Origin of the sequence: Kineosporia corallincola (assembly GCF_018499875.1) — a bacterium.
In the GTDB taxonomy this organism is placed as follows: Bacteria; Actinomycetota; Actinomycetes; order Actinomycetales; family Kineosporiaceae; genus Kineosporia; species Kineosporia corallincola.
The window spans coordinates 278,608-299,440 of the sequence record NZ_JAHBAY010000004.1 but is presented as its reverse complement, the minus strand read 5'-3'; the positions used below and the strand labels follow the sequence as shown (position 1 = coordinate 299,440).

Sequence of the window (20,833 nt, the reverse complement as noted above, 5' to 3'; positions counted from 1 at the left end):
GGGCTCCTCGTCACTCCGGCCGCAGCACCGTGAGAAACACCGGCGACCGCACCACGACCAGTCCGGCCAGCGCCGCCACCCCTGATCCGGGGGAGGCGGCCTGGCTGGTCAGCCGCTCTCCGGTGACCGGGTCGAGGCTCTGCACCCGCTCGGGCGAGGGGAGGCAGACCACCAGGGTCTCGTCGCCGTCGAAGGCCCAGTCCAGCGTGAGCTGGTTCAGCGAGAAGTCGGTGCTGCGCCACAGCCGCCGCCCGTCGGCCAGCGAGAACGCCTGCATACCGTGGAACTGGTCGTGCGTCACCACGATCGAGTCACCCACGGCCACCGTCATCCAGGCGAAGTCGGCCGGCAGCTCGTCGTCCCACTTCTGGGCCCAGACCTGTTGCCCCGTAGCACCTTCCAGACACCGCAGGGCCTTGCGGGTGGGCATCAGCAGCCGGTCGCCGAACACCGCGGGATACACGCACACCACGTGCTGGTCGTCGCCCCAGCGCGGCGCGCCGTCGTCGTGGGCCAGCACCTCCAGCGTCGTGTCGGTGAGAACCACCACGCCGGAGTCGATCACCGCGATGAAGTGGACGGCCCCGGCGTAGTCGCGCCGCCAGACCTCGCGCCCGTCGGCCGGGTCCAGGGCGGTGACCGTGCCGGGGTACACCTTTCCCTCGTGCAGGCCGTGCATCGCCCGCACGTAGAGCAGCTCCGGGCCGAGCACGGTCTGCCAGACCTGCCCGACGATCCGTGCCTCCCACCGCGCGTGCCCGTCCGCCACCGCGTAGACCCGTCCCACCGAGGTGTCCTGTGCCCCCACCTCGCCGTGCGACCCGGCGAACACCACGCCGTCCCGCGTCACCACCGGCGTCTTCGCCCAGCCCAGGGTGGGGAACGACCAGCGCGGCGTGCCGTCGGCCGAGAGCGCTTGCAGGCTACCGGTTTCCACCTCGACATCGCCCGAGGTGCAGGGCTGGTACACGGACTGCCCAGCCACCGTGGGCCGGCACTGGATGCCGCCACCGGAGGCGTACGACCAGGCGATCCGCTCCTGAGTCAGGTCGATCGCGTAGAGCGTGTCGCGTGAACTGGCCAGCAGCACACCGTCGAACAGCACCGGGCCGTTGGCCGGGCCCTCGCCGGCCGTGACGTCGGCGGTGAAACCGGGCAGCGAGGCGACCGTGGTGGTGGCCGGCACCGAGCGGGTGGTGGGCACGGTGAGGGCCGGCTCGGGGATCCGGGTGGCGGCCGGTTCCGCGCTGCCGGACAGGGACTTCCGCGCCACGGCGGCGGCCAGGGCACCGGTGGCCAGACCGCTCGCCACGAACAGCACCGACCGACGCCGGACGACCGGTCCGGGGCCGTCTGCCGGTCCGGGGCCGTCTGCCGGTCCGGGGCCGTCTGCCGGTACGGGGCCGTCTGCCGGCTCCAGACCCTCCGCCCGCTCCAGACCCTCCGCCCGCTCCAGACCCTCCGCCCGCTCCGGGCCCTCCGCCGGCTCAGGCACGGCGACCGGTGTCCAAAGCCGCCACCCCGGCCAGAGCGGTCTCCAGCGCGGAGCTCAGCGAACGCGCGCTGCCGGAGACCCGTTTCAGGGCGGACCGGGTCTCGGCCACGCACGCGCGGTCGAGGGTGGTCGACTTCGGGTCGACGGCCTCGAACATGTCGCCGGTGCCCGGCGGCAGCACCACGCCCACCGTGCCCAGGCTGGTGCGCTGCTCACCCTCCCGCACGAACACCTCCAGCGAGTAGGCCGCGGCCGCCAGCTCCGAGCCCAGGGTCAGGGCGAAGCGGTCGGTGCCGCCCGGCCCGACGGTCTGGGCGACCGGCACGGTGATCTCGTCACCGGCCCGGGCCGTCTCCGGGAGGTTCAGCGCATAGGTGGCGGTGATCTTCTGGAACCCGCCGATCGGCTCGCAGGTGCCGAACTCGGTCACGTCGAGCACCCGCACCCCCAGATCGGTCAGCGACGCCGAGGCCTGCCCGGTGTTGCGCACCCGGATGTCCAGGTCGAGGGCGTCCACCGAGGTCTGCTCGATCTCCTCCCCGAGCTGCCCGACCGCCGGCACCGGGCGCACCTGCTCCAGACCGACCTTCACCGCCTCCAGCCCGGCCACCCGCTCGGGCACGGCCGACTCGGCCGGGAAGAACACCGGGAAGAGCGCCACCAGCGCCGCCCCGGTGGCCACCAGCGAGGCCCAGGCCACCACCGCGTTCGAGGGCGCCCGCAGCCGGAACCCGGCCGGGGCCGGAGGGGCCGGAGGGGCCGGGTCCGCCGGGTCCGCCGGGTCCGCCGGGTCCGCCGGAGCCGGATGACCTGCCGATGGTGGTTCCGGTCGCGGTGGCGGCCGCTCGGCCTCGGACGCGCCACCCTCGTCCGGCGGGAAGTGCCGCGCCGCCCCGTCGTCCCCCGTAGACATGACTCCCATCATCGCGCGCTCGCGCGAAGGCGTCACTGTTTATCGCCATTTTCACGACGAAGAGCCCCGGCCCACCGATCGCGAGGATCGGCGGAACCAGGGCTCGGCGGACGTGGATTACTGGGCGAGGGCGTCCTGGAACAGCGGGACGACCTTCTCCAGCGCGTAGGGGATCGACAGCGGCGACTCGGCGGAGAACGCGCTGCTGATGTTCTTGTCGTCGATCACCACGTCGTGCCCGGCCTTGACCGCGGGAACGGCCTTGAACAGGTCGTCGTCACTGATCTCGGTGGCGTCGATGTAGATCGGCATCATGACCACCAGGTCGGCGTCGAGCATCTTCATGTTCTCCTTGGAGACGCTCACCGAGAACTCACCCTCCTTGGCCTCGGCCTGGATGGTGGGGTTGTTCTTGAAGCCGAGCGACTCGGCGAAGTCGACGCGGCCCGCACCCTCGACGTAGGCGCCGTAGCCCTCACTGGTCTTCGAGCCGACCGTGATGGTCTTGCCGGCGAAGTCGGGGTTGGCGTCGGCGTACTTCTTGAACTCGGCGGTGATCGAGGAGACGAGCTCCTCGCCCTGCTCCTTCTCGCCCAGAGCCGTTGCGATCAGCGTGGTCTGGTCTTCCCAGGAGGTGAGGTACGCATCGGCGCCCTCGGGGATGCCGACGGTCGGGGCGATCTTGCTGAGCGTGTCGTAGCGCTCCTGGTCACCGCTCGACTTGGTGTCGAGGATCAGGTCGGGCTTGAGCGCCGCGATCTTCTCGTACTCCGGCTCCAGCGTGCCGATGATCTCGGGAGCGGTGGTGTATTTCCCCTCGGCCCACGGGCCCACGCCCTCGCCGCCGAAGCCCAGCCAGTCGCTCGCCCCGACCGGCTGCACGCCCAGCGCGAGCGCCACCTCGGCGTCGGACCAGCCCAGGGCGACCACGCGCTCGGGCTTGGCGTCGATCGTCACGTCACCGAACTTGGTGCTGACGGTGGCCGGGAAGGCGCTGCTGGAGCTGCTTTCCGAGTCGGAGGACGCGGCGTCGCCGCCCGAGCTGGAGCCGCCGCAGGCGGTGAGGGTGGCCAGGGCCGCCACGGCGACGGCGACAGTGACGGAGCGGAACGAACGCCGCCGGGGCAGGAGGGAACTCATGTGAGTTAGCTTAGCATTGCCTAACCTCACAACAGGTTTCGGTCAGGCAACGGCCGGGCTGCCACCGGAGCGGTGCCGCCCGATCGGCACGATCATCGGGGTGCCCGAGATCGGGTCCGGCACAACGGAACACCGCATCCCGAAGATCTCGCCGATCAGGTCGGCGGTGACCACCTCGGCCGGCGCGCCCTCGGCCATCACCCGGCCCGCGCGCATCGCCACCAGGTGATCCGCGTACCGGCAGGCCAGATTCAGGTCGTGCAGCACCACCACCACGGTGGTGCCACGCCGGTCGTTCAGGTCGATCAGCAGGTCGAGAACCTCGAGCTGGTGCGCCACGTCGAGGTAGGTGGTGGGCTCGTCGAGCAGCAGCAGGTCGGTGCGCTGGGCCAGTGCCATCGCGATCCAGACCCGCTGGCGCTGCCCTCCGGACAGCGAATCCACCGGCCGCCCGGCCAGTTCCAGCACGTCGGTGGCGCGCATCGCCTCGGCCACCGCCTCGTCGTCCTCCCGCGTCCAGCGCCGCAACCAGCCCTGGTGCGGGTAGCGGCCGCGGCCGACCAGGTCGCTGACGACGATGCCGTCGGGGGCGACCGGGGTCTGCGGCAGGATGCCGAGCACGCTCGCGACGTCCCTGGTCGGTGTCTTCTGGATGTCCTTGCCGTCCAGCAGGATCGCGCCGGAGGCGGGGGCCAGCAGCCGGGCCATCGCGCGCAGCGTGGTGGACTTTCCGCAGGCGTTGGGGCCCACGATCATCGTCACCCGGCCCGGCGGCACGGCCAGGTTCAGCCCCTCCACCACCGGCCGCCCGTCGTACCCGAGATCGAGATCCCGCGCGGTGAGCGTGTGTTCGGCCGTCATGTTCTATCCACCCTTGCCGATCCGGTTGGCCCGCGCCAGCAGGTACAGCAGGAACGGGGCGCCGATCAGGCTGGTGACCACCCCGACCGGCATCTGGGCCCAGAGCAGGTGCTGCGCCACGAAGTCCGCCACCAGCACGATCAGCGCCCCGACCAGCGACGCCTGGAGCAGCGCGGCGCCCTTGGCGGGCAGCAGGCGACGGGCCACCGGCCCGGCCACGAAGGCGACGAACGAGACCGGCCCGGCCGCGGCCACCGCCACGCCGGTCAGCCCGACGGCGCAGGCCAGCAGCAGCCGGCGGCTGCGCTCGACCGGCACGCCGAGCCCGGCCGCGGTGTCGTCGCCCAGTTGCAGCGCGGGCAGCGGCAGAGCCGCCAGCACGGTCAGCGGCACCAGCACCACCAGGCAGATCAGCAGCGGCCAGAAGGCCTCCAGCGACGAGCCGTTCAGCGATCCGGTGAGCCAGACCAGCGCCTCCTGCGCCTGGGTGACGTCGGCGCTGGTCATCACGTAGGAGATCAGCGAGGCCAGGCCGAAGGCCACGCCGATGCCGACCAGGATCAGCCGGTAGCCGGCCACCCCGCGCTGCCAGGCCAGGGCGTAGATCAGGCTGGAGGTGACCACGGCGCCGCCCAGCGCGCTGGCGGAGAGCGCGAAACCGCTGAGCCCGAAGCTGATCGAGGCCACGACCGCCCCGACGCCGGCGCCCTGGGTCACGCCGATCATGTCCGGGCTGGCCAGCGGATTACGCAGCAGCGCCTGGAAGATGGCCCCGGCCAGGCCGAGCGCGAGCCCGACGCACAGGCCGGTCACCACCCGCGGCAGCCGCAGCTCGATGATGATGAAGTGGTTCGCGGTGTCGCCCCGGCCGGACAGCGTGGCGATCACGTCGGCGAGCGGGATGCGGAAGTCGCCGAACGACAGCCCGAGCGCCACGGTGGCCAGGATGCCGAACAGCAGAACCAGGGTGACGACGACCTCGCGGCCCCACCCGCTGCGACGGGCGTGCTGCACGGCGGCGGTGTCGCCGGGCGCGACCTCGGCGATGCTCACAGCTCGGCCATCTTCCGGCGCCGCACCAGCAGCACGAACGGCACCGCGCCGATCGCGGCGGTGAGGATGCCCACCTGGAGTTCGCCGGGCCGGGCGATCAGCCGGCCGACCACGTCGGAGACCAGCAGCAGCGAGGGAGCCAGCAGCATGCTCAGCGGCAGCGTCCAGCGGTAGTCGGCGCCGGTGACCGTGCGCACGGCGTGCGGCACCACCAGCCCGACGAACGCGATCGGCCCGGCCACGACGGTGGCGGCGCCGGTCAGCAGCACCACCGTGGCGGCGCTCAGCAGCCGGACCGTTCCGACCTTCTGCCCCAGGCCGCGGGCCAGGTCGTCGCCCAGGGCCAGCGCGTTCAGCTGCGGGCCCAGGGTCAGGGCGAGCAGCACCCCGACGCCGACGAACGGCGCGGCCTGCCAGAGCACCTCGGGCTCCCGGCCGGTCAGCGAGCCGACCTGCCAGAACCGGTAGCGGTCATAGGTCTTGGTGTCTTTCAGCAGCATCGCCGTGGTCAGGGCGAGCAGGGCGGCGCTGGTGGCCTGACCGGCCAGGGCCAGCTTGACCGGGGTGGCACCCTCGCGGCCGAGCGAACCGACGCCGTAGACCAGGGTGGCGGCCACCGCGGCCCCGACGAAACCGAACCAGATGTAGCCGTCGGCCGCGGTGATGCCGAGCCAGCTGATCGCCAGCACGACGGCGGTGGACGCCCCGGCGTTGATGCCGAGCAGGCCCGGGTCGGCCAGCGGGTTGCGGGTGACACCCTGGATGACGGCGCCGGCCAGGCCCAGCGCGGCGCCGGCCAGCAGCCCGGCGACGGTGCGCGGCAGGCGCACCTCCTGCATGATCAGCTGGCCCTCGACGGACCGGTCCGGGTGGAACACGCCCCGCCACACGTCACCGAAAGCGACGTGGCCCGAGCCGATCAGCAGGCTGAGCAGGACCGAGAGGGCCAGCAGCACCAGCAGCCCGGCGAAGGTGGCCAGCCCGGCGGCGGGACGGACTCCGGTGGGACGCTCACGGTTGCGCGGGCCGGTCGCGGGGGTCCCGCCCGGCGGCGCGTCGATCGCGGGCGTCACCGCTCTCATCTCCTGTCAGGTCACCCGTCGCCGCTGCGGCGAAGAAAGTAAGGGGACCCTAACACCCTGGCCGGGGAACCTGGAGCCGGGGCCCGGGCGGCACCGTCGGACAGTGCCCCCGGGTCCCTCGGAACAGGGTGAGATCAGGCGAGGACCGGGCGACGACCAGGCACGTCGAGCTGAGCCAGGTCTGCCCGGGCGGGGTCGGGAGTCAGGCGGGATCGGGCACGCCGTCCGGGTCCTCCGGATCGCCCGGGCCTGGTTCGGCCGGAGCCGGGGGCAGGGTGTCGGGCGTGTCGGGCAGCAGCTCGCCCGGATCGTCGGGCACCGGTTCCTTCGGGTCGATCGGCGGGTAGACCTCGGGGTCCAGTTCCGGCTCTGGCTGAGACATCCCGACAGGATGCCGCAATCCCCGGCCACTGCCACTCCACCCGCCGAGGACGTCGGCAGGCCACGGCGAACGCCGCCAGCGGTTGGGGCCGGTGGAACACCAGCGCGTTGTCGACCCTCGTCGTCCCCACATTGCCGAACACCAGACGCATCAGGTGCGGCAACTCCCGATTCACCGCCACGGCAACCGTGCCGCCGGGATCGGTGACCTACTTGCGGGTGACCTGCACCACGGCCGGGCGCGGCCCCCGCCAGTCGCCCTTGCCCGGCTTGGCGCCGGCCTTGACGTAGTCCGGGAAGTAGGAGTTCTGGGTGGCCCAGCTGCCGTCCTCACCCGGGTGCTGCACCGCCACGAACACCGAGCCGTCCTGGTCGTGCACCACCGGACCGCAGGTCTCGGCCTCCACCGGCACCGCGAGGAACTGCACCAGGTGCCCACGTTCCCTGCCGTGCAACGGAACCCGGAACAGGGCGTCGTTCCTGTCGATCGAGCTGGGCTGGCCGTCGGTGGCGATCCACAGGTTGCCGGCCGAGTCGAAGGCGATGTTGTCGGGGCAGGAGATCGGCGCCACCGGCCCGTCCCAGCCGCCGAAGTAGGTGCCGGCCTGGCCCTCGTCACCGCAGACCATGAACAGGTCCCAGGTGAACTTCGTGGCGTCGGCCCTGCCCCTGCGCTCGGTGATCTCGATGATGTGGCCGTTCTTGTTCACGGCGCGCGGGTTGGCGGCGTCGGTGGCCGGCTTGCCGGTGGTGCCCCGGGCGTCGTTGTTGGTGCAGACCACGTACAGTTTGCCGGTTTTCGGGTCGGGCTGGACGTCCTCGCAGCGGTCCATCGGGGTGGCCTTGACCGCGTCGGCGGCCTCCCGGGTGAACACCAGCACCTCTTCCAGGGTGAAGCCGTCCACCACCGAAGCACCGTTCTTCGTCAGCGGGATCCACTGGCCGGAGCCAAGATTCGCGTTGTCGTCCTGGGCCTCACCGGTGAACTTGGCCACGTAAAGGTCGCCCTCGTCGAGCAGCTGCTTGTTGTGCTTGCGCGCGGCCTTCGAGTCGCCCTTGCGGAACTTGTTCTTCGCGACGAACTTGTACAGGTAGTCGAACTTCTCGTCGTCCCCCATGTACGCCACCACGGTGCCGTCGCCGTCGACGCGGATGTTCGCGCCCTCGTGCTTCATCCGGCCCATGGCGGTGTGCTTGACCGGCGTGGACCTCGGGTCGGTCGGGTCGATCTCGACGATCCAGCCGAACCGGTGCGGTTCGTTGGCGTAACCGGCGGCGGTGGCGTCGAACCGCGGGTCGATCTTCTCCCAGCCGTAGGTGCTGGCCGCGTTGGTCAGGCCGTAGCGCTTGCTGCCCCGGGCGGCCGGGTCGGCCTTGAAGTAGCCGTTGAAGTTCTCCTCGCCGGAAAGCACCGTGCCCCAGGGGGTCGTGCCGCCGGAGCAGTTGCCGAACGTGCCCAGCGCCAGGGCGCCGTGCTCGTCGTCCTGCGTCTTCAGCAGGTCGGAACCGGCGGCCGGGCCGGTGAACCGGAACGGGGTGTCGGCGGTGATCCGGCGGTTCAGCGGGGCGCCCTGCACGTACGACCAGACGTCGCCGCGCCGGCGGCGCTCCAGCTCGACCACGGCGAAACCGTGCGCGGCCTTCAGCGTGCGCAGCACCTCGGCCTCGGCCTCGGCGGTCTCGGTCGGCGGGAACATGATCGCCCGGTTGGTGTACTCGTGGTTGCACACCAGGAGCGCTTCCGTACCACGGCCGTTCGTCTCGATGATGTCGAGATAGTCGTTGTTGTAACCGAACTGGAGGGCCTGGGCCTTCGCGCTCGGCTTCGACGGGTCGAACGCCGGGGAGTTGCGGAACAGCGGGTCGCCCCAGCGGATGATCGGGTCCCAGCGGAAGCCCTTCGGCACCGTGAAGGCGTCCTGGTCGGCCGCGACCGAGGTGATCGGGCTGAACGACAGCCCCGGCTTCAGCGAGGCCGCCTCGGCCTCCTGGGCACGCACCAGCGGCAGGGCCGCGGCGGCGGCCACCACACCGCTGCCGGCCAGCATCGCCCGGCGGCTCAGCGCCGACGAGGCGATGCTCTGGAAAGTGGGCTCGCAGCTGGAGTTCGGCGCCGGGCGGGAGCACGCGTCGTCACATTTCAGATGACAGGTGACAGCGCTGCGGGTGCCGTGCGTCAGCCCGAGCATCGGCAGGTTTCTCATCTGGATTCTCCCGTACGTGTGTCCACGGGTGCTGGTCAACCGTGGGCTCCCTCGGAACGTACGGAAGCCGCCGGCGGACAACACCCGTTGTGGTGCGTACAGTCGGTGAACGGACAATTTCGTCAGTGTTCACTCAGCTAATCCGGCACCGTGACCAGCGGCAGCCCGGAGGCCGCCCGGGCACCCGACCCGAAACGGACACCGCTGCCGTAGCATCGTCGGTCGTGCCACATCCCATCGAACGCTCGATGCTGCGCATCAGCCTGGCCTGGGCTGCCGCCAGCCGGATGGTCGTGGCCGTGGGCTGCGGCTGTCTCGGGCTGTTCCTGCTGTCCGGCACCCGGCTGCTGGCCGCGTCGCTGGTCACCGCCGTGCTGATCGCCTGGACCCTGCTGTTCTGCGGTCGCATGCTGCGCCTGAAGGGCGGCGACCGGGTGGGCGCCGGCTGGCTCACCGCCGACATCGCGATCACCTGCGCCGTCCTGCTCAGCCAGCACTGGACCATCCCGCCGGTCGGCGTGCCGGACGGCACCGGCTGGATGAACGCCCTGGTCGCGATGACCGTGGTGACCTATCAGTGGCACACCCCGCCGAAGGTCGGGGCGCTCGCCGCGGTGCTGTTCGTGGCGGCCTACTGGGTGGGCATCGAGACCTCGATCGGTGGGGACGGCGGGGGCTGGCCGGCCCCGGCCTTGTGGGTGCTGGCCGACGGCGTGCTGTCCCGGGGCCTGTTCGTGATGTTGCGCCGGGGTGGGCGCCGCGCCGACGAGTACCTGGCCGCCGGTGACCGGGAACGGGCGGCGGCCGAGGTCAGCCGGGCCCGGCGGTCCGACGAGCGCGAGTACCTGGCCACCCTGCACGACACCGCAGCGGCCACCCTGCTGATGGTGGGGCTGGGCACGGTGGAGAGCCGGCACGGCTGGCTCCAGCAGCAGGCCCGGCGCGACCTGGCGGTGCTCGACCCGGGTATCCGCGCCGTGCGGCCGGAACCGGTGGTGGACCTGGCCGTCATGCTCGCCGAGACCACCGCCGCCGGGCAGGTGACGGTGCGGCAGCCGCCGCTGGGCTCGCTCCTGCTGCCCGCCGGGCCGGCCATGGCGATCCGCGACAGCGTGCGTGAGGCGCTGACCAACGTGGCCCGGCACGCCGGGGTGCAGGAGGCGACCTTGTCGGTGCAGCAGGAGGGAAGCCGTCTGGTGGTCGAGATCCACGACGACGGAGTCGGTTTCGTACCCGAACGGGTGCCGCCGACGCGGCGCGGCATCGCCGAGTCGATCACCGCCCGGATGGGCCGGGCCGGCGGCGACGCCTCGGTCAGCTCGATCCCCGGGCAGGGCACCACGGTGCGTCTGGAGTGGGCCGATGTCTGATCCGGCCCGTGCGGTCATCGCCGACGAGTTCCTGCGCGGCCTGCGCATCGCCACGCTCGGCGTGACCACGGCGGTGCTGTGCCTGTGGTTCATGCCCACCGCCCTGATCACGCCCGATGCCTACAGCTCGCCGCAGGTCGAATATGCCGCCCTGGCCGTGCTGGTGGTGGTGCTGCTGACGGCTGCCGCCATGGTCGTGGTGGACCGGCCGTGGGGTCGCTGGCGCTGGCCGATGGTGGCGGTCGCCCTGGTCAGCACGGTCGTCGCGACCGCCGCGGTGGAGCCCGAGCAGCTGATCGTGGCCCCGCACTGGTCGTGGAAGATCTTCGGCTGGTTCGCCGTGCTGCTGCTGATGGACCTGCCGCTGGGCTGGTTCTTCGGGGCGCTCGGCCTCCAGCAGCTGATCAGCCTGGGGCAGGTGCTGGTGGCCGGGCAGGGCGACCGGTCCACGCTGGTCGAGATGGGCGTGACCAGCCTGCTGGTGGCCAGCTGGCAGGGCGCTGTGGCGGTGGCCGCGGTCGCCCTCCAGCAGTCCGGGGCGGTGGCCCGGCAGACCGCCGCCGAGGAGGAACGGCTGCGGCTGTCCGAGCGGGTGGCCGAGCAGCTGCACAGCGACCGGCAGACCCGCTACACCGACCTGGCCGCCACCACGGCGCCGCTGCTGGAGGGCATCGCCGACGGCCGGCACGACCCGGCCGACCCGCAGGTGCGGCGGGCCTGCTCGGTCGAGGCCGCCCGTATGCGGCGGCTGTTCGCCGAGAGCGACGACGTGGCCGATCCGCTGGAGCACGAGATCTACGCCTGCATCGACGTGGCCGAGCGGCAGGGCACCGCGGTGCAGGCGTCCATGCGTGGAAGCCTGCCCGCGGTGCCGCTGCCCGCCCGGCGGGCCCTGACCGAGCCGGTCATCGCCGTGCTCGCGAGCACCCGCACGAGTGCCCGGGTCACCGTCGTGGGCCGCGCCGATCAGGTCACCCTGAGCGTGGTCACCGATCTGCAAGAACAAATGGTGGACGACGTCAGCGACGGCAGACGCGAGGTGCCGGGCCCCCGTTCGGGCGTGGTCGAGGTCAGCCGGCTGGTCAGCGGCGACCGGCTGTGGCTCGACGTGGTCTGGACCCCCCGCTAGGGCGTGTCGTTCAGCTGGTCGTTCAGCCCTGGGGGCAGGTCAGCACCACCAGGGACCGCCCCTCCACGACGAGCTTCCCGCCGGCCTCCACGTCGTCCACCTGTTGTTCCGGGTCGAGGGCGGGCTGACTGTCGAGCACCACCTGCCAGCGCCGGCCGTACTCGGCCGGGGGCAGCACGAACTGGATGTCTTCGTGGTGGGCGTTGAACAGCAGCACGAACGAGTCGTCGGTGATCCGCTGGCCGCGCGCGTCGGTGCCGCTGATGCCGCGCCCGTTCAGGAACATCGCCACCGCCTTGCCGAAACCGCTGTCCCAGTCCTCGTCGGTCATCTCCGCGCCGTCGGGGCTGAACCAGCTGATGTCCGGCACCCCCTCGCGGCCCTTGCGGCGCACCGGTAGCCCGTCGAAGAACCGGCGGCGGCGGAACACCGGGTGCTGCCCACGCAGCGCCGCGGCCTGCCGGGTGAACTCCAGCAGCCCTTCGTCGGCGCCGTCCCAGTTCACCCAGGTCAGCTCGCCGTCCTGGCAGAAGCCGTTGTTGTTGCCGTTCTGCGTGCGGCCCAGCTCGTCACCGTGCCCGAGCATCGGCACGCCCTGCGAGAGGATCAGCGTGGCGATGAAGTTGCGCTGCTGCCGCGAGCGCAGCGCGTTCACCTCCGCGTCGTCCGTCGGCCCCTCCGCCCCGCAGTTCCAGGAGCGGTTGTGGCTCTCGCCGTCGTTGTTGTCCTCGCCGTTGGCCTCGTTGTGCTTCTCGTTGTACGACACCAGGTCCCGCAGGGTGAACCCGTCGTGGGCGGTGACGAAGTTGATCGAGGCGACGGGCCGGCGGGCCGAGTGCTCGTACAGGTCGGCGGAACCGGTGATCCGGGCGGCGAACTCGCCCAGGGTGGCCGGTTCCCCGCGCCAGAAGTCGCGAACGGTGTCGCGGTACTTGCCGTTCCACTCGGTCCACTGCGGCGGGAAGTTGCCCACCTGGTAGCCGCCCGGTCCGACGTCCCAGGGTTCGGCGATCAGTTTCACCTGGCTGACGGTCGGGTCCTGCTGCACCAGTTCGAAGAAGCTGGAGAGCCGGTCGACGTCGTAGAACTCGCGGGCCAGGGTGGAGGCCAGGTCGAAACGGAAGCCGTCGACGTGCATCTCGGTGACCCAGTAGCGCAGCGAGTCCATGATCAGCTGCAAGGCGTGCGGGTGCCGCACGTTCAGGGAGTTCCCGGTGCCGGTGTAGTCCATGTAGTACTGCGGGTCGTCGTCCACCAGGCGGTAGTAGGCGGCGTTGTCGATGCCCCGCATCGACAACGTCGGGCCCATGTGGTTGCCCTCGGCGGTGTGGTTGTAGACCACGTCGAGGATCACCTCGATGCCGGCCTCGTGCAGGGCCCGCACCATCGCCTTGAACTCCTGCACCTGGGCGCCCGGGGTGGGCAGCGAGCTGTACTTGGGGTCGGGCGCGAAGAACCCGATCGTGTTGTAGCCCCAGTAGTTCGACAGGCCCTTGTCGATCAGCGTGGAGTCGTTGGCGAAGTGGTGCACCGGCATCAGCTCGACGGCGGTGACGCCCAGGCCCTTCAGGTGGTCGATGATCACCGGGTGGGCCATGGCCGAGTAGGTGCCGCGCAGGTTCTCCGGCACGCCGGGATGCGTCTGGGTCAGGCCCTTCACGTGCGTCTCGTAGATCACCAGGTCGGCGTACTCGTGCTGGGGCGGGCGGTCGTTGCCCCAGTCGAAGAACGGGTTGATCACCACCGAGCGGGGCATGCGGGCGGCGGAGTCCTGGTCGTCTCGAATATCCGGATTGCCGAACTCGTAACTGAAAAGGCTCTGGCCCCAGTCGAACCGGCCGTCGATGGCCTTGGAGTACGGGTCGAGCAGCAACTTGTTCGGGTTGCACCGGTGACCGTTCGCCGGGTCGTAGGGGCCGTGCACCCGGTAGCCGTAGCGCTGCCCGGGTTCCACGCCGGGCACGAACACGTGCCAGACGAAGGCGTCCACCTCGGGCAGGTCGATCCGGGTCTCGGTGCCGTCGGCGGTGAACAGGCACAGTTCGACGCGCTCGGCGACCTCGCTGAACAACGCGAAGTTCGTGCCGTAACCGTCGTAGGTGGCCCCCAGGGGATAGGCCTTTCCGGGCCAGACCTGCGGGGCGGTGGCGAGGTGGGCGGAGTCGGGCACGGGGCCTCTTTCTGACGGATTTCTCCGGATCCGGCGGACGGGAGCCGCATCCCTGGCGAAGCCCCTCGGGGCCCGGCCGGGACGGCGAGCAACTGCACCACGCCGGCCGCCGCCCTGCCACCGGAGGCGCCCCCGGCGACCCTTCCGGTCAGCCTCCAGTAAGGCCTCCGGCAAGCCTCCAGTAAGCCAAGCCTCACCTGATCATGGCCCTGACCTGCAACGATGAAGGTAGGTTAGGCTCACCTACTTCTTTTGACAGATTCAAAAGAAGGGGTCATGGTGGGACTCAAGACCCCGGACGAAGGAGCTTCCCCATGACCACCGTCGCCTCCCAGAACACCGGCAGCACCGGCTTCCACGCCTCCCCGATCCTCGGCGCGAACCTTCAGCGCGTCCTGGTCGACCTGGTGGCCCTGCACCTCTACGGCAAGCAGGCGCACTGGAACATCGTGGGCAAGAACTTCCGCGACCTGCACCTCCAGCTCGACGAGATCGTCGACCTGGCCCGCGAGCACAGCGACACCATCGCCGAGCGCATGCGCGCCCTCGACGTGGTGCCCGACGCCGGCCCCAAGACGGTCTGCGCCCAGGCCAGCCTGACCGACTTCGGCGCCGACGAGGTGGACACCACCGAGGCCGTCGACAAGATCACGCTGATGCTGCGCGAGACCGCGGCCACCGTGCGCGCCGTGCACGACGACACCGACAACGAAGACCCCACCACCGCCGACCTGCTGCACAGCATCATCCACGACCTGGAGAAGCAGGCCTGGATGATCTCGTCGGAGAACCGCACCCCGCGCAAGGCCTGATCCACCCCTGTTCCACCACGTCCCACCGCTTGCGGCCCGGGACTGCCGGCCACCAGCACGGCCAGCAGTCCCGCCGCGAACACGTCTCCCGCGCCGGCCGAATCCCGCGATTCCGCCCGGCGCGAGCCGTTTTTGCGGCCGCCCCGCGACGTTCTAGAGTCAACCGCGTCGTCGGCGGAAGGACAGCATGACCAGCACCGAGCTCCTCGGGATCACCGGGTCCACAGGCCGTCTCGGCGGCCGGGTGGCCCGCCGCCTGGCCGCTGCCGGAGTCGCCCAGCGTCTGCTGGTGCGCGATCCGGCCCGGGCCCCGCAGCTGCCCGGTGCGCAGGCCCAGGCCATCACCTACGCCGACACCCCGGCCGTGCGCGCGGCGCTGACGGGGGTCAGCACGCTGTTCATGGTGTCCGGCACCGAGTCGCCGGACCGGGTCACGGCGCACCGGGGATTCGTCGACGCCGCGGTGGCGGCCGGGGTGCGGCACGTGGTCTACGTGTCGTTCGCCGGGGCCGCGCCCGACGCCACCTTCACCCACGCCCGCGACCACTGGCACACCGAGCAGCACCTGCGCGGCAGCGGTCCGGCCTTCACCTTCCTGCGCGACAACCTGTACGCCGACTTCCTGCCCGGCCTGGCCGGTGACGACGGAGTGATCCGGGGCCCGGCCGGGGACGGGCAGGTGGCCGCCGTGACCCAGGACGACATCGCCGAGGTGGCCGAGGTGGTGCTGCGCGACCCGGCCGCACACGCCGGGGCCACCTACGACCTGACCGGCCCTCAGGCCCTCACGCTCGACCAGGTGGCGGCCACGCTGACCGCCGTCACCGGGCGCGAGGTCACCTACCACCGGGAGACCATGGCCGAGGCCCGGGCCTCACGGGCCGGGTACGGCGCCCCGGACTGGGAGGTCGAGGCCTGGATCTCCACCTACACGGCGATCGCGGCGGGTGAGCTGGCACAGGTCAGCAGCGCCGTGGCCGACCTGACCGGGCACCCGGCCACGAGCCTCGAGCAGCTGTTGCGGGCGAAGGACTAGTCCATCAGTCCCTCGTCCTGGCCGGACGAGCCGTCCTTGGTGCCCGGGTCCTCCTGGTGCTCCGGCACCGGGCCACCGGTGAGCTGCTCGTCGGTCTTCAGCGCGGGGTAGCCGATCAGGCCCTGCCGCGGGTCGGGTCGCTGAGCAGGCCCGTCGTGCTGCGCTGAGTCCTGCGCTGAGTCCTGCGCCGGGTCCGGCTTCTGGTCCGGTGCCGCGCCCGGGTTCGGCTCCCCCGCGTTCACGCCCTGCTGTTCCACCAGGTTGTCCGTGTCCTTGTTCGCCATCTCCCGACCCTCGCACCGGCATCGCCCATGCGCACCCGCACCGCACTCTCACCAGTTCCCTGTACCGAGCGGCCCTCTGCTCGCGTTGATATCGCGGGCACCAGGGAGGGCACATGCCGAACCGCTATCCGATCATCAGTCACCGTGAGCCGGGCCTCGTCGGCCCGCCGCCGTCCGGCACCGACGTCGTGGTGGTGCACCGGTCCGGCGACGGGACGTTCCTGCCCGGGCCGCTGCCCGGGGGTCAGGTGCCGCAGGCCGCCACCGAGGTGGACGCCCGGCCGCACGTCGGTCTGGCCGTGCTCACCGAGGTGACGCGCTACCTGCCCCGCCGCTTCGTCACCACGATCCAGGTGGATTTCGTCTGCTCGGTGCTCAACCCGGTCACCGTGGCGCAGAACCGCCGCCACCCGGCCGTCGCCGACCTGCCCGGATTCCTGGCCGGTCTGGTGCAGGCCATCGGTGAGCCGCTCCCCCTGGAGGCGGACCTCGACGCCTGCCTGGTGCGCGAGCTGCAACGGCAGCTCGACCCGCTGACCGGCACCCATCCGGTGTTCGGCATGCGGATCGAGGTCGGCAAGATCAGCAGCACCTCCGCGGTGCGGGCGGCCGGCAGCCGCCCCACCGTGTCGCACCCCGAAAAACTGGTGGACGACGACCTGTTCCCCGACTTCGGCGGTTTCCCCTGGCCCACACCGCAGTCATCGGACGGGGACTGACCGGCACGATCCGCCCCGTCGGCCGCCTACGTCCGCCTTTGAACCACCCCGTCCCGGACGCCAGGGGTGCACCGCGCACCCGCACTGCACCCTCGGCGGAGCGGACGCGGTGGTAGCCCGGAAGCCGACTCAGAATCGTTGCGAACGGCGGATCCTCGAGAAGGAGGGGTCTCATGACGAGCCGTTATCCCATCATCAGTCACCACGAACTCCAGCCCGGCGAGACGGTCGGCCGGCCACGACCGGGCCGGGCCCTGGTGCTTCACCTCGCCGACGGCCGGCACCTGCTGGCCGGTTCCGGGCCGGTGCCCGCCGACGCGGCGGTGCGGGCGGTCACCGAGGTGGACGTGCGCACCGACGTGCCGCTGGCCGTGCGCGCCCGGCTCAAGGAACGCCGGTTGTCGCTCGGCGTGCCGCTGCGGGCCGAGTTCCGCTGCACCGTCTTCGATCCCGTGGCCGTGGCGGAGACCCGCCGCACGCTGGCCGTCACCGACCTGCACGGTCATCTGTCCACCTCGGTGACGACGATCGCCCGGGCCACCCGCCGCGGCCCGGGCTACGACGACCGGCTGCGGCACCTGCTCCAGACCCGGCTGAACCCGCCACCCGGCCGGCACGCGGTGCCCGGCATGCGCATCGACGTGTCCCGGGCCGGCTCGGGTTTCGACGACCGGCCGGTGGGCAACGGCGCTCGCCTCACCGACCACGGCTACACCGCCGTCGACACGTCGTGGCACCACACCCACGACGCCGGCCACTCGGACAGCGGCTCCTCGGGCGGCGGGTACTGACCTCCCGCTGCATCCGCCATCGACTACCTCCGGGTACCTCCCGACAGTGGCCCGATGGATGTGACGGCGACCCGCCCGGACGAATCCCTGGCCGAAAACGTACATCAGGCAGTGCTTCCCGAGCTGCGTGACGCGTGGTGGGAAACCGGTGCTCGCCGCCGGGCCGGCACCGCGCTCACCGGGGTGTTCGCCGAGTTGCCCTCCCTGGTCAGGCACGCCGTCCTGGTGGCCTGGCGGGCCGACCGCCTGCGCACCGTGCTGATCGGGGTGGCCACGATCGGTGGCGGCGTGCTGTCCACGTTCGGGTTGCTGTCCACCCAGCAGGTACTGGTGGAGCTGTTCGGCAACGGTCCCACCGCCGACCGGGTGCGCGCCGCGTTCCCGGCCCTGGTCCTGCTCGGCTGCATCGCCGCGGTGCGCGGCACACTCGCCATCGTCACCGGCTACGCGCAGATCGGTCTGGCCCCGCGGGTGAAACAGACCACCGAGCGGCGCTATTTCGAGGCCACCACCGGCGTGCGACTGGAGGCGTTCGACGGCGACGCCTTCGCCGACGACATGGAGCGCGCCAAAACCTGCGGGGAAGACGTCAACGAGCTGGTGCGCGGCACCGCCGACACCCTGGCCGGGCTGGTCAACCTGCTGGCGGTGGGGGTGGCCGTGCTGGTGATCAATCCGCTGCTGCTGCTCGCCCTGGTCGTGGCCACCCTGCCCAAGGCCTACGCCGCGCTGCGCTCAGGTCATCTGCGCTACGCGCACTTCCTGGCCGGGTCGGTGCGCCGGCGACGGCTCTGGGTGCTGCACCACCAGATGGCCGAACGAAAGTCCGCGGCGGAACTGCGTTCCTACGGTCTGCGCGGATTCCTGCTGAAGCAGTACGACATGGTGATGCGCATCCAGACCGTGGAGGAACTGCGTCTGGCCCGCAGGGTCACCGTCAACACCGCGGTGGGCACCATGATCGGCGGCATCGGCCTGGCGGGCGTCTGGGTGCTGCTCGGGGTGCTGCTCGCCACCGGACGCATCCCGTTGTCGGCCGCGGTCACCTGCGTGGTGGCGGTGCAGGCCGCACAGGCCGGGCTGATGGCCATGACCTGGCAGATCGAGCGGGTCTACAACGAGGGCCAGTACGTGCGCGACTACCTCACCTTCCTGGAGCGCGCCGGTCATCACCTCCCGGCCACACCCATGACGCAGGACGACGAGGAGCCCCGCCCCCACCCCGGGCCGCTACGGCAGCTGGAGGTGCGCGGCGTCAGCCTGCAATACCCGGATCGTCACTCCCCCGCCGTCGACCGGGTCACGTTCACCGTCACGGCAGGCGAGACGATCGCGCTCGTCGGGGAGAACGGCTCCGGCAAGTCCACGCTGGCGGCCATGATCGCGGGGTTGCGCCGGCCCACCGGCGGCGTCCTCCACTGGAACGGAAAGCCCTATGACGACTGGGATCCGGAGCTGCTGCGGGCTCGCACCGGGGTGGTCCTCCAGGAGCACCACCGGTGGCCCTACTCGGCCGCGGCCAACATCGCGATGGGCGCCATCGACGCCCCGCCCGACCGGGCCCGCATCGAGCTGGCGGCACGCCGGGCACTGGCCCACGAGATGGTGCTCGATCTGCCGCACGGCTACGACACGCTGCTCGACCGCACCTTCAAGGACGGTCAGGACCTGTCCGGCGGGCAGTGGCAGCGGATCACCGCCGCCCGCGGCTTCTATCGCGACGCCGACCTGCTGATCATGGACGAGCCATCGTCCGCCCTCGACCCGCGCGCCGAGGACGCCCTGTTCCAGGACCTGCGGGCGCGGCAGGGCGTGCTCACCACGATCCTCGTCACCCACCGCCTGGCCAACGTGATGCACGCCGACCGGATCTTCGTGATGCACGAGGGCGTGGTGACCGAGACCGGCACGCACGCCCAGCTGATGGCCCTGCGGGGGCGCTACTGTGAGCTGTTCTCGTTGCAGGCCAGCGGTTATCGGGCCGACGAGCCCTAGGGCGCGCGGTCGGCGTACTCGGACTCCGGGATCAGGTCCTTCGTGAACGGCGCCCGCAGTGTGGGCAGCAGGTGCCGGGCGTTCAGGCCGAGGGCGACCAGAGCCAGCACCCCGTAGACCGCCGACAGGATCAGCCGGCCGGTCGTGCCGGTGACCGGGAACTGCACCGCGAACAGCAACAGCAGGACCCACGCCGACCAGCGGTGGAACCGCAGACCCAGGATCAGCGCGATGCCGAGCACGGTCTGCGCGGAGGTCAGCAGCATCTCCTCGGCCTGCCGGTGGTCGAGCGGCAGCGCCGGTTCGCCGCCACCCGCCCAGTAGGCCATCGGCAGCGACCCGACCAGCAGCGTCCACTGGTTGACCTTCGACGAGATCAGCGTGCCGATCGCGGCGGTCGCGTTGCCCCGGGCCGCGAACATGATCGCGATGATGAACTCCGGCGCCTCGGAGGCCAGCGGGGCCACCCACTGCACCAGCAGGAATTCGTCCACGCCCAGCTGCTGCCCGCCCTCGACCAGGCTGTGCGCGAAGGGTTCGGCCGACGCCATCACCACGGCGGCGGCGAACAGGAACAGCCCGGCCAGCGTGCAGCGGCGGGCCGTGCGCGGCAGCGCCCCGATCGCGGCCGAGGTGCCCCGCAGCCTCGGTTCCTCCACCGGGCCGTGGGCGAGCCGGTAGGCGTAGTAGCCGAACCAGACGAACAGCACCACGCCCATCCACACGTGGATCTGCCCGGCCAGCGGCATCAGGAAGGCGAAGATCCCGGCGAACAGCAGGAATCCGAGCTCCAGCCGGTTGCCGGCGTCGAGCGGCAGCACGTGCCCGCGCAGTTCGCCCGCCCGCCGCAGACCCCACAGCCCGACCAGCACCACCACCGGCCAGCCCAGCCCGAGCAGAAGACGGTTCGAGCCGGTCATGTTCGCCGCAGCGTACTGCACGTACTCCGGGTCGCTGCCCGCCGACCAGGCGTAGAACAGGTCCACCGCGTATTCCGGAAGCACCGCGATCAGCGCCAGGATCGCGATGGCCAGGCCCCCGGAGATGTCCACCTGTGCCGCCTCGGCGGCCCAGGCCAGCACGAATGAAGCGGCGAAAACCGCTGCACCGTAGACCAGCATGGCCACGACCGGCTGAATCTCCGCTCCGGACAGGCGGATCACCAGAGCCGGCAGGGCCAGCAGCACGCACAGCCCGACGGAGCGGATCAGCCGGCCCCGGTCGGCGCGGGGTGGTGCCTGGGTGGTCGTGCTCACGATACGACAGCTCCCCTCGCGCCCGGTGGCGTTGCCCGGACCACTATGCGCGGAAGCGGCAGTTCCGGCGATTCCAGAGGACGCCCGTGGGCACGAGAAAGCCGGCCCGTCCCCTCGCGGGGCCGGGCCGGCTCTGTCATCC

18 protein-coding genes are annotated in these 20,833 nt (G+C 71.4%); 7 read left to right on the top strand and 11 right to left on the bottom strand.

Annotated features, from left to right (window positions below; all coding sequences use genetic code 11):
* Window positions 1–10: 10 nt before the first annotated feature.
* The 8 genes from KIH74_RS11585 to KIH74_RS11550 all read right to left on the bottom strand — a co-directional run bounded on the left by KIH74_RS11585 (window position 11) and on the right by KIH74_RS11550 (window position 9,129).
* On the bottom strand, window positions 11–1,495 hold the full coding sequence (locus KIH74_RS11585; RefSeq protein ID WP_214155867.1) for an outer membrane protein assembly factor BamB family protein: 1,485 nt from the start codon (window positions 1,493–1,495) through the stop codon (window positions 11–13).
* Window positions 1,488–2,408, bottom strand: coding sequence for a hypothetical protein (locus tag KIH74_RS11580; RefSeq protein ID WP_214155866.1), 921 nt, complete (start codon window positions 2,406–2,408; stop codon window positions 1,488–1,490). Before KIH74_RS11580 ends, KIH74_RS11585 begins: the two co-directional genes overlap by 8 nt.
* Window positions 2,409–2,525: 117 nt before the next feature.
* Complete coding sequence (locus tag KIH74_RS11575; protein ID WP_214155865.1) at window positions 2,526–3,548, bottom strand: iron-siderophore ABC transporter substrate-binding protein; 1,023 nt, start codon at window positions 3,546–3,548, stop codon at window positions 2,526–2,528.
* A gap of 42 nt (window positions 3,549–3,590) precedes the next feature.
* On the bottom strand, window positions 3,591–4,409 hold the full coding sequence (locus tag KIH74_RS11570) for an ABC transporter ATP-binding protein (protein ID WP_214155864.1): 819 nt from the start codon (window positions 4,407–4,409) through the stop codon (window positions 3,591–3,593).
* A gap of 3 nt (window positions 4,410–4,412) precedes the next feature.
* Window positions 4,413–5,462, bottom strand: a complete 1,050-nt coding sequence (locus KIH74_RS11565; protein ID WP_214155863.1) for a FecCD family ABC transporter permease — start codon at window positions 5,460–5,462, stop codon at window positions 4,413–4,415.
* Entirely contained in the window at window positions 5,459–6,544 is a 1,086-nt protein-coding gene (locus tag KIH74_RS11560; RefSeq protein ID WP_246572175.1) for a FecCD family ABC transporter permease, read from the bottom strand. The genes KIH74_RS11565 and KIH74_RS11560 overlap by 4 nt, the downstream gene beginning before the upstream one ends.
* A gap of 202 nt (window positions 6,545–6,746) precedes the next feature.
* Window positions 6,747–6,926, bottom strand: coding sequence for a hypothetical protein (locus tag KIH74_RS11555; protein ID WP_214155862.1), 180 nt, complete (start codon window positions 6,924–6,926; stop codon window positions 6,747–6,749).
* A 208-nt stretch (window positions 6,927–7,134) separates the two neighbouring features.
* Complete coding sequence (locus KIH74_RS11550) at window positions 7,135–9,129, bottom strand: PhoX family protein (protein WP_214155861.1); 1,995 nt, start codon at window positions 9,127–9,129, stop codon at window positions 7,135–7,137.
* A gap of 224 nt (window positions 9,130–9,353) precedes the next feature.
* Between KIH74_RS11550 and KIH74_RS11545 the strand changes: the two genes are divergently transcribed.
* Together KIH74_RS11545 and KIH74_RS11540 are read left to right on the top strand one after the other, a co-directional pair.
* On the top strand, window positions 9,354–10,499 hold the full coding sequence (locus KIH74_RS11545) for a sensor histidine kinase (protein ID WP_214155860.1): 1,146 nt from the start codon (window positions 9,354–9,356) through the stop codon (window positions 10,497–10,499).
* Window positions 10,492–11,628, top strand: coding sequence for a hypothetical protein (locus KIH74_RS11540; protein WP_214155859.1), 1,137 nt, complete (start codon window positions 10,492–10,494; stop codon window positions 11,626–11,628). Before KIH74_RS11545 ends, KIH74_RS11540 begins: the two co-directional genes overlap by 8 nt.
* A gap of 22 nt (window positions 11,629–11,650) precedes the next feature.
* On the opposite strand, the gene glgX is transcribed toward KIH74_RS11540, so the two are convergent.
* A complete protein-coding gene (gene glgX / locus KIH74_RS11535; protein ID WP_214155858.1) occupies window positions 11,651–13,798 on the bottom strand; it encodes a glycogen debranching protein GlgX in 2,148 nt (715 codons plus the stop codon).
* A gap of 314 nt (window positions 13,799–14,112) precedes the next feature.
* Between glgX and KIH74_RS11530 the strand changes: the two genes are divergently transcribed.
* Window positions 14,113–14,610, top strand: a complete 498-nt coding sequence (locus KIH74_RS11530) for a Dps family protein (RefSeq protein WP_214155857.1) — start codon at window positions 14,113–14,115, stop codon at window positions 14,608–14,610.
* Between the two features lie 187 nt (window positions 14,611–14,797).
* On the top strand, window positions 14,798–15,646 hold the full coding sequence (locus KIH74_RS11525; protein WP_214155856.1) for an SDR family oxidoreductase: 849 nt from the start codon (window positions 14,798–14,800) through the stop codon (window positions 15,644–15,646).
* On the opposite strand, the gene KIH74_RS11520 is transcribed toward KIH74_RS11525, so the two are convergent.
* Complete coding sequence (locus KIH74_RS11520) at window positions 15,643–15,930, bottom strand: hypothetical protein (RefSeq protein WP_214155855.1); 288 nt, start codon at window positions 15,928–15,930, stop codon at window positions 15,643–15,645. The genes KIH74_RS11525 and KIH74_RS11520 overlap by 4 nt on opposite strands.
* Window positions 15,931–16,043: 113 nt before the next feature.
* On the opposite strand from KIH74_RS11520, the gene KIH74_RS11515 reads away from it, so the two are divergent.
* The 3 genes from KIH74_RS11515 to KIH74_RS11505 all read left to right on the top strand — a co-directional run bounded on the left by KIH74_RS11515 (window position 16,044) and on the right by KIH74_RS11505 (window position 19,435).
* Window positions 16,044–16,649 carry a hypothetical protein gene (locus KIH74_RS11515; RefSeq protein WP_214155854.1) on the top strand — a complete coding sequence of 202 codons (606 nt, stop codon included), beginning with the start codon at window positions 16,044–16,046 and terminating at the stop codon, window positions 16,647–16,649.
* Window positions 16,650–16,822: 173 nt separating this feature from the next.
* The gene (locus KIH74_RS11510; protein WP_214155853.1) at window positions 16,823–17,440 is read left to right on the top strand and encodes a hypothetical protein; all 618 of its coding nucleotides are present in this window, start codon (window positions 16,823–16,825) and stop codon (window positions 17,438–17,440) included.
* A gap of 54 nt (window positions 17,441–17,494) precedes the next feature.
* Window positions 17,495–19,435 carry an ABC transporter ATP-binding protein gene (locus tag KIH74_RS11505; protein WP_214155852.1) on the top strand — a complete coding sequence of 647 codons (1,941 nt, stop codon included), beginning with the start codon at window positions 17,495–17,497 and terminating at the stop codon, window positions 19,433–19,435.
* Here the strand turns inward: KIH74_RS11505 and KIH74_RS11500 are convergent.
* Complete coding sequence (locus KIH74_RS11500) at window positions 19,432–20,691, bottom strand: calcium:cation antiporter family protein (RefSeq protein WP_214155851.1); 1,260 nt, start codon at window positions 20,689–20,691, stop codon at window positions 19,432–19,434. The two genes, KIH74_RS11505 and KIH74_RS11500, sit on opposite strands and share 4 nt — an antisense overlap.
* Window positions 20,692–20,833: the final 142 nt, after the last annotated feature.

Bases quoted from the DNA above. Each gene is read 5' to 3' on its own strand.
- KIH74_RS11555 (WP_214155862.1), bottom strand. From the start codon at position 6,926: ATGTCTCAGCCAGAGCCGGAACTGGACCCCGAGGTCTACCCGCCGATC.
- KIH74_RS11580 (WP_214155866.1), bottom strand. From the start codon at position 2,408: ATGTCTACGGGGGACGACGGGGCGGCGCGGCACTTCCCGCCGGACGAG.
- KIH74_RS11575 (WP_214155865.1), bottom strand. From the start codon at position 3,548: ATGAGTTCCCTCCTGCCCCGGCGGCGTTCGTTCCGCTCCGTCACTGTC.
- KIH74_RS11510 (WP_214155853.1), top strand. From the start codon at position 16,823: ATGACGAGCCGTTATCCCATCATCAGTCACCACGAACTCCAGCCCGGC.
- KIH74_RS11560 (WP_246572175.1), bottom strand. From the start codon at position 6,544: ATGAGAGCGGTGACGCCCGCGATCGACGCGCCGCCGGGCGGGACCCCC.
- KIH74_RS11520 (WP_214155855.1), bottom strand. From the start codon at position 15,930: ATGGCGAACAAGGACACGGACAACCTGGTGGAACAGCAGGGCGTGAAC.
- KIH74_RS11550 (WP_214155861.1), bottom strand. From the start codon at position 9,129: ATGAGAAACCTGCCGATGCTCGGGCTGACGCACGGCACCCGCAGCGCT.
- KIH74_RS11525 (WP_214155856.1), top strand. From the start codon at position 14,798: ATGACCAGCACCGAGCTCCTCGGGATCACCGGGTCCACAGGCCGTCTC.
- KIH74_RS11515 (WP_214155854.1), top strand. From the start codon at position 16,044: ATGCCGAACCGCTATCCGATCATCAGTCACCGTGAGCCGGGCCTCGTC.
- KIH74_RS11540 (WP_214155859.1), top strand. From the start codon at position 10,492: ATGTCTGATCCGGCCCGTGCGGTCATCGCCGACGAGTTCCTGCGCGGC.
- KIH74_RS11505 (WP_214155852.1), top strand. From the start codon at position 17,495: ATGGATGTGACGGCGACCCGCCCGGACGAATCCCTGGCCGAAAACGTA.
- KIH74_RS11530 (WP_214155857.1), top strand. From the start codon at position 14,113: ATGACCACCGTCGCCTCCCAGAACACCGGCAGCACCGGCTTCCACGCC.
- KIH74_RS11570 (WP_214155864.1), bottom strand. From the start codon at position 4,409: ATGACGGCCGAACACACGCTCACCGCGCGGGATCTCGATCTCGGGTAC.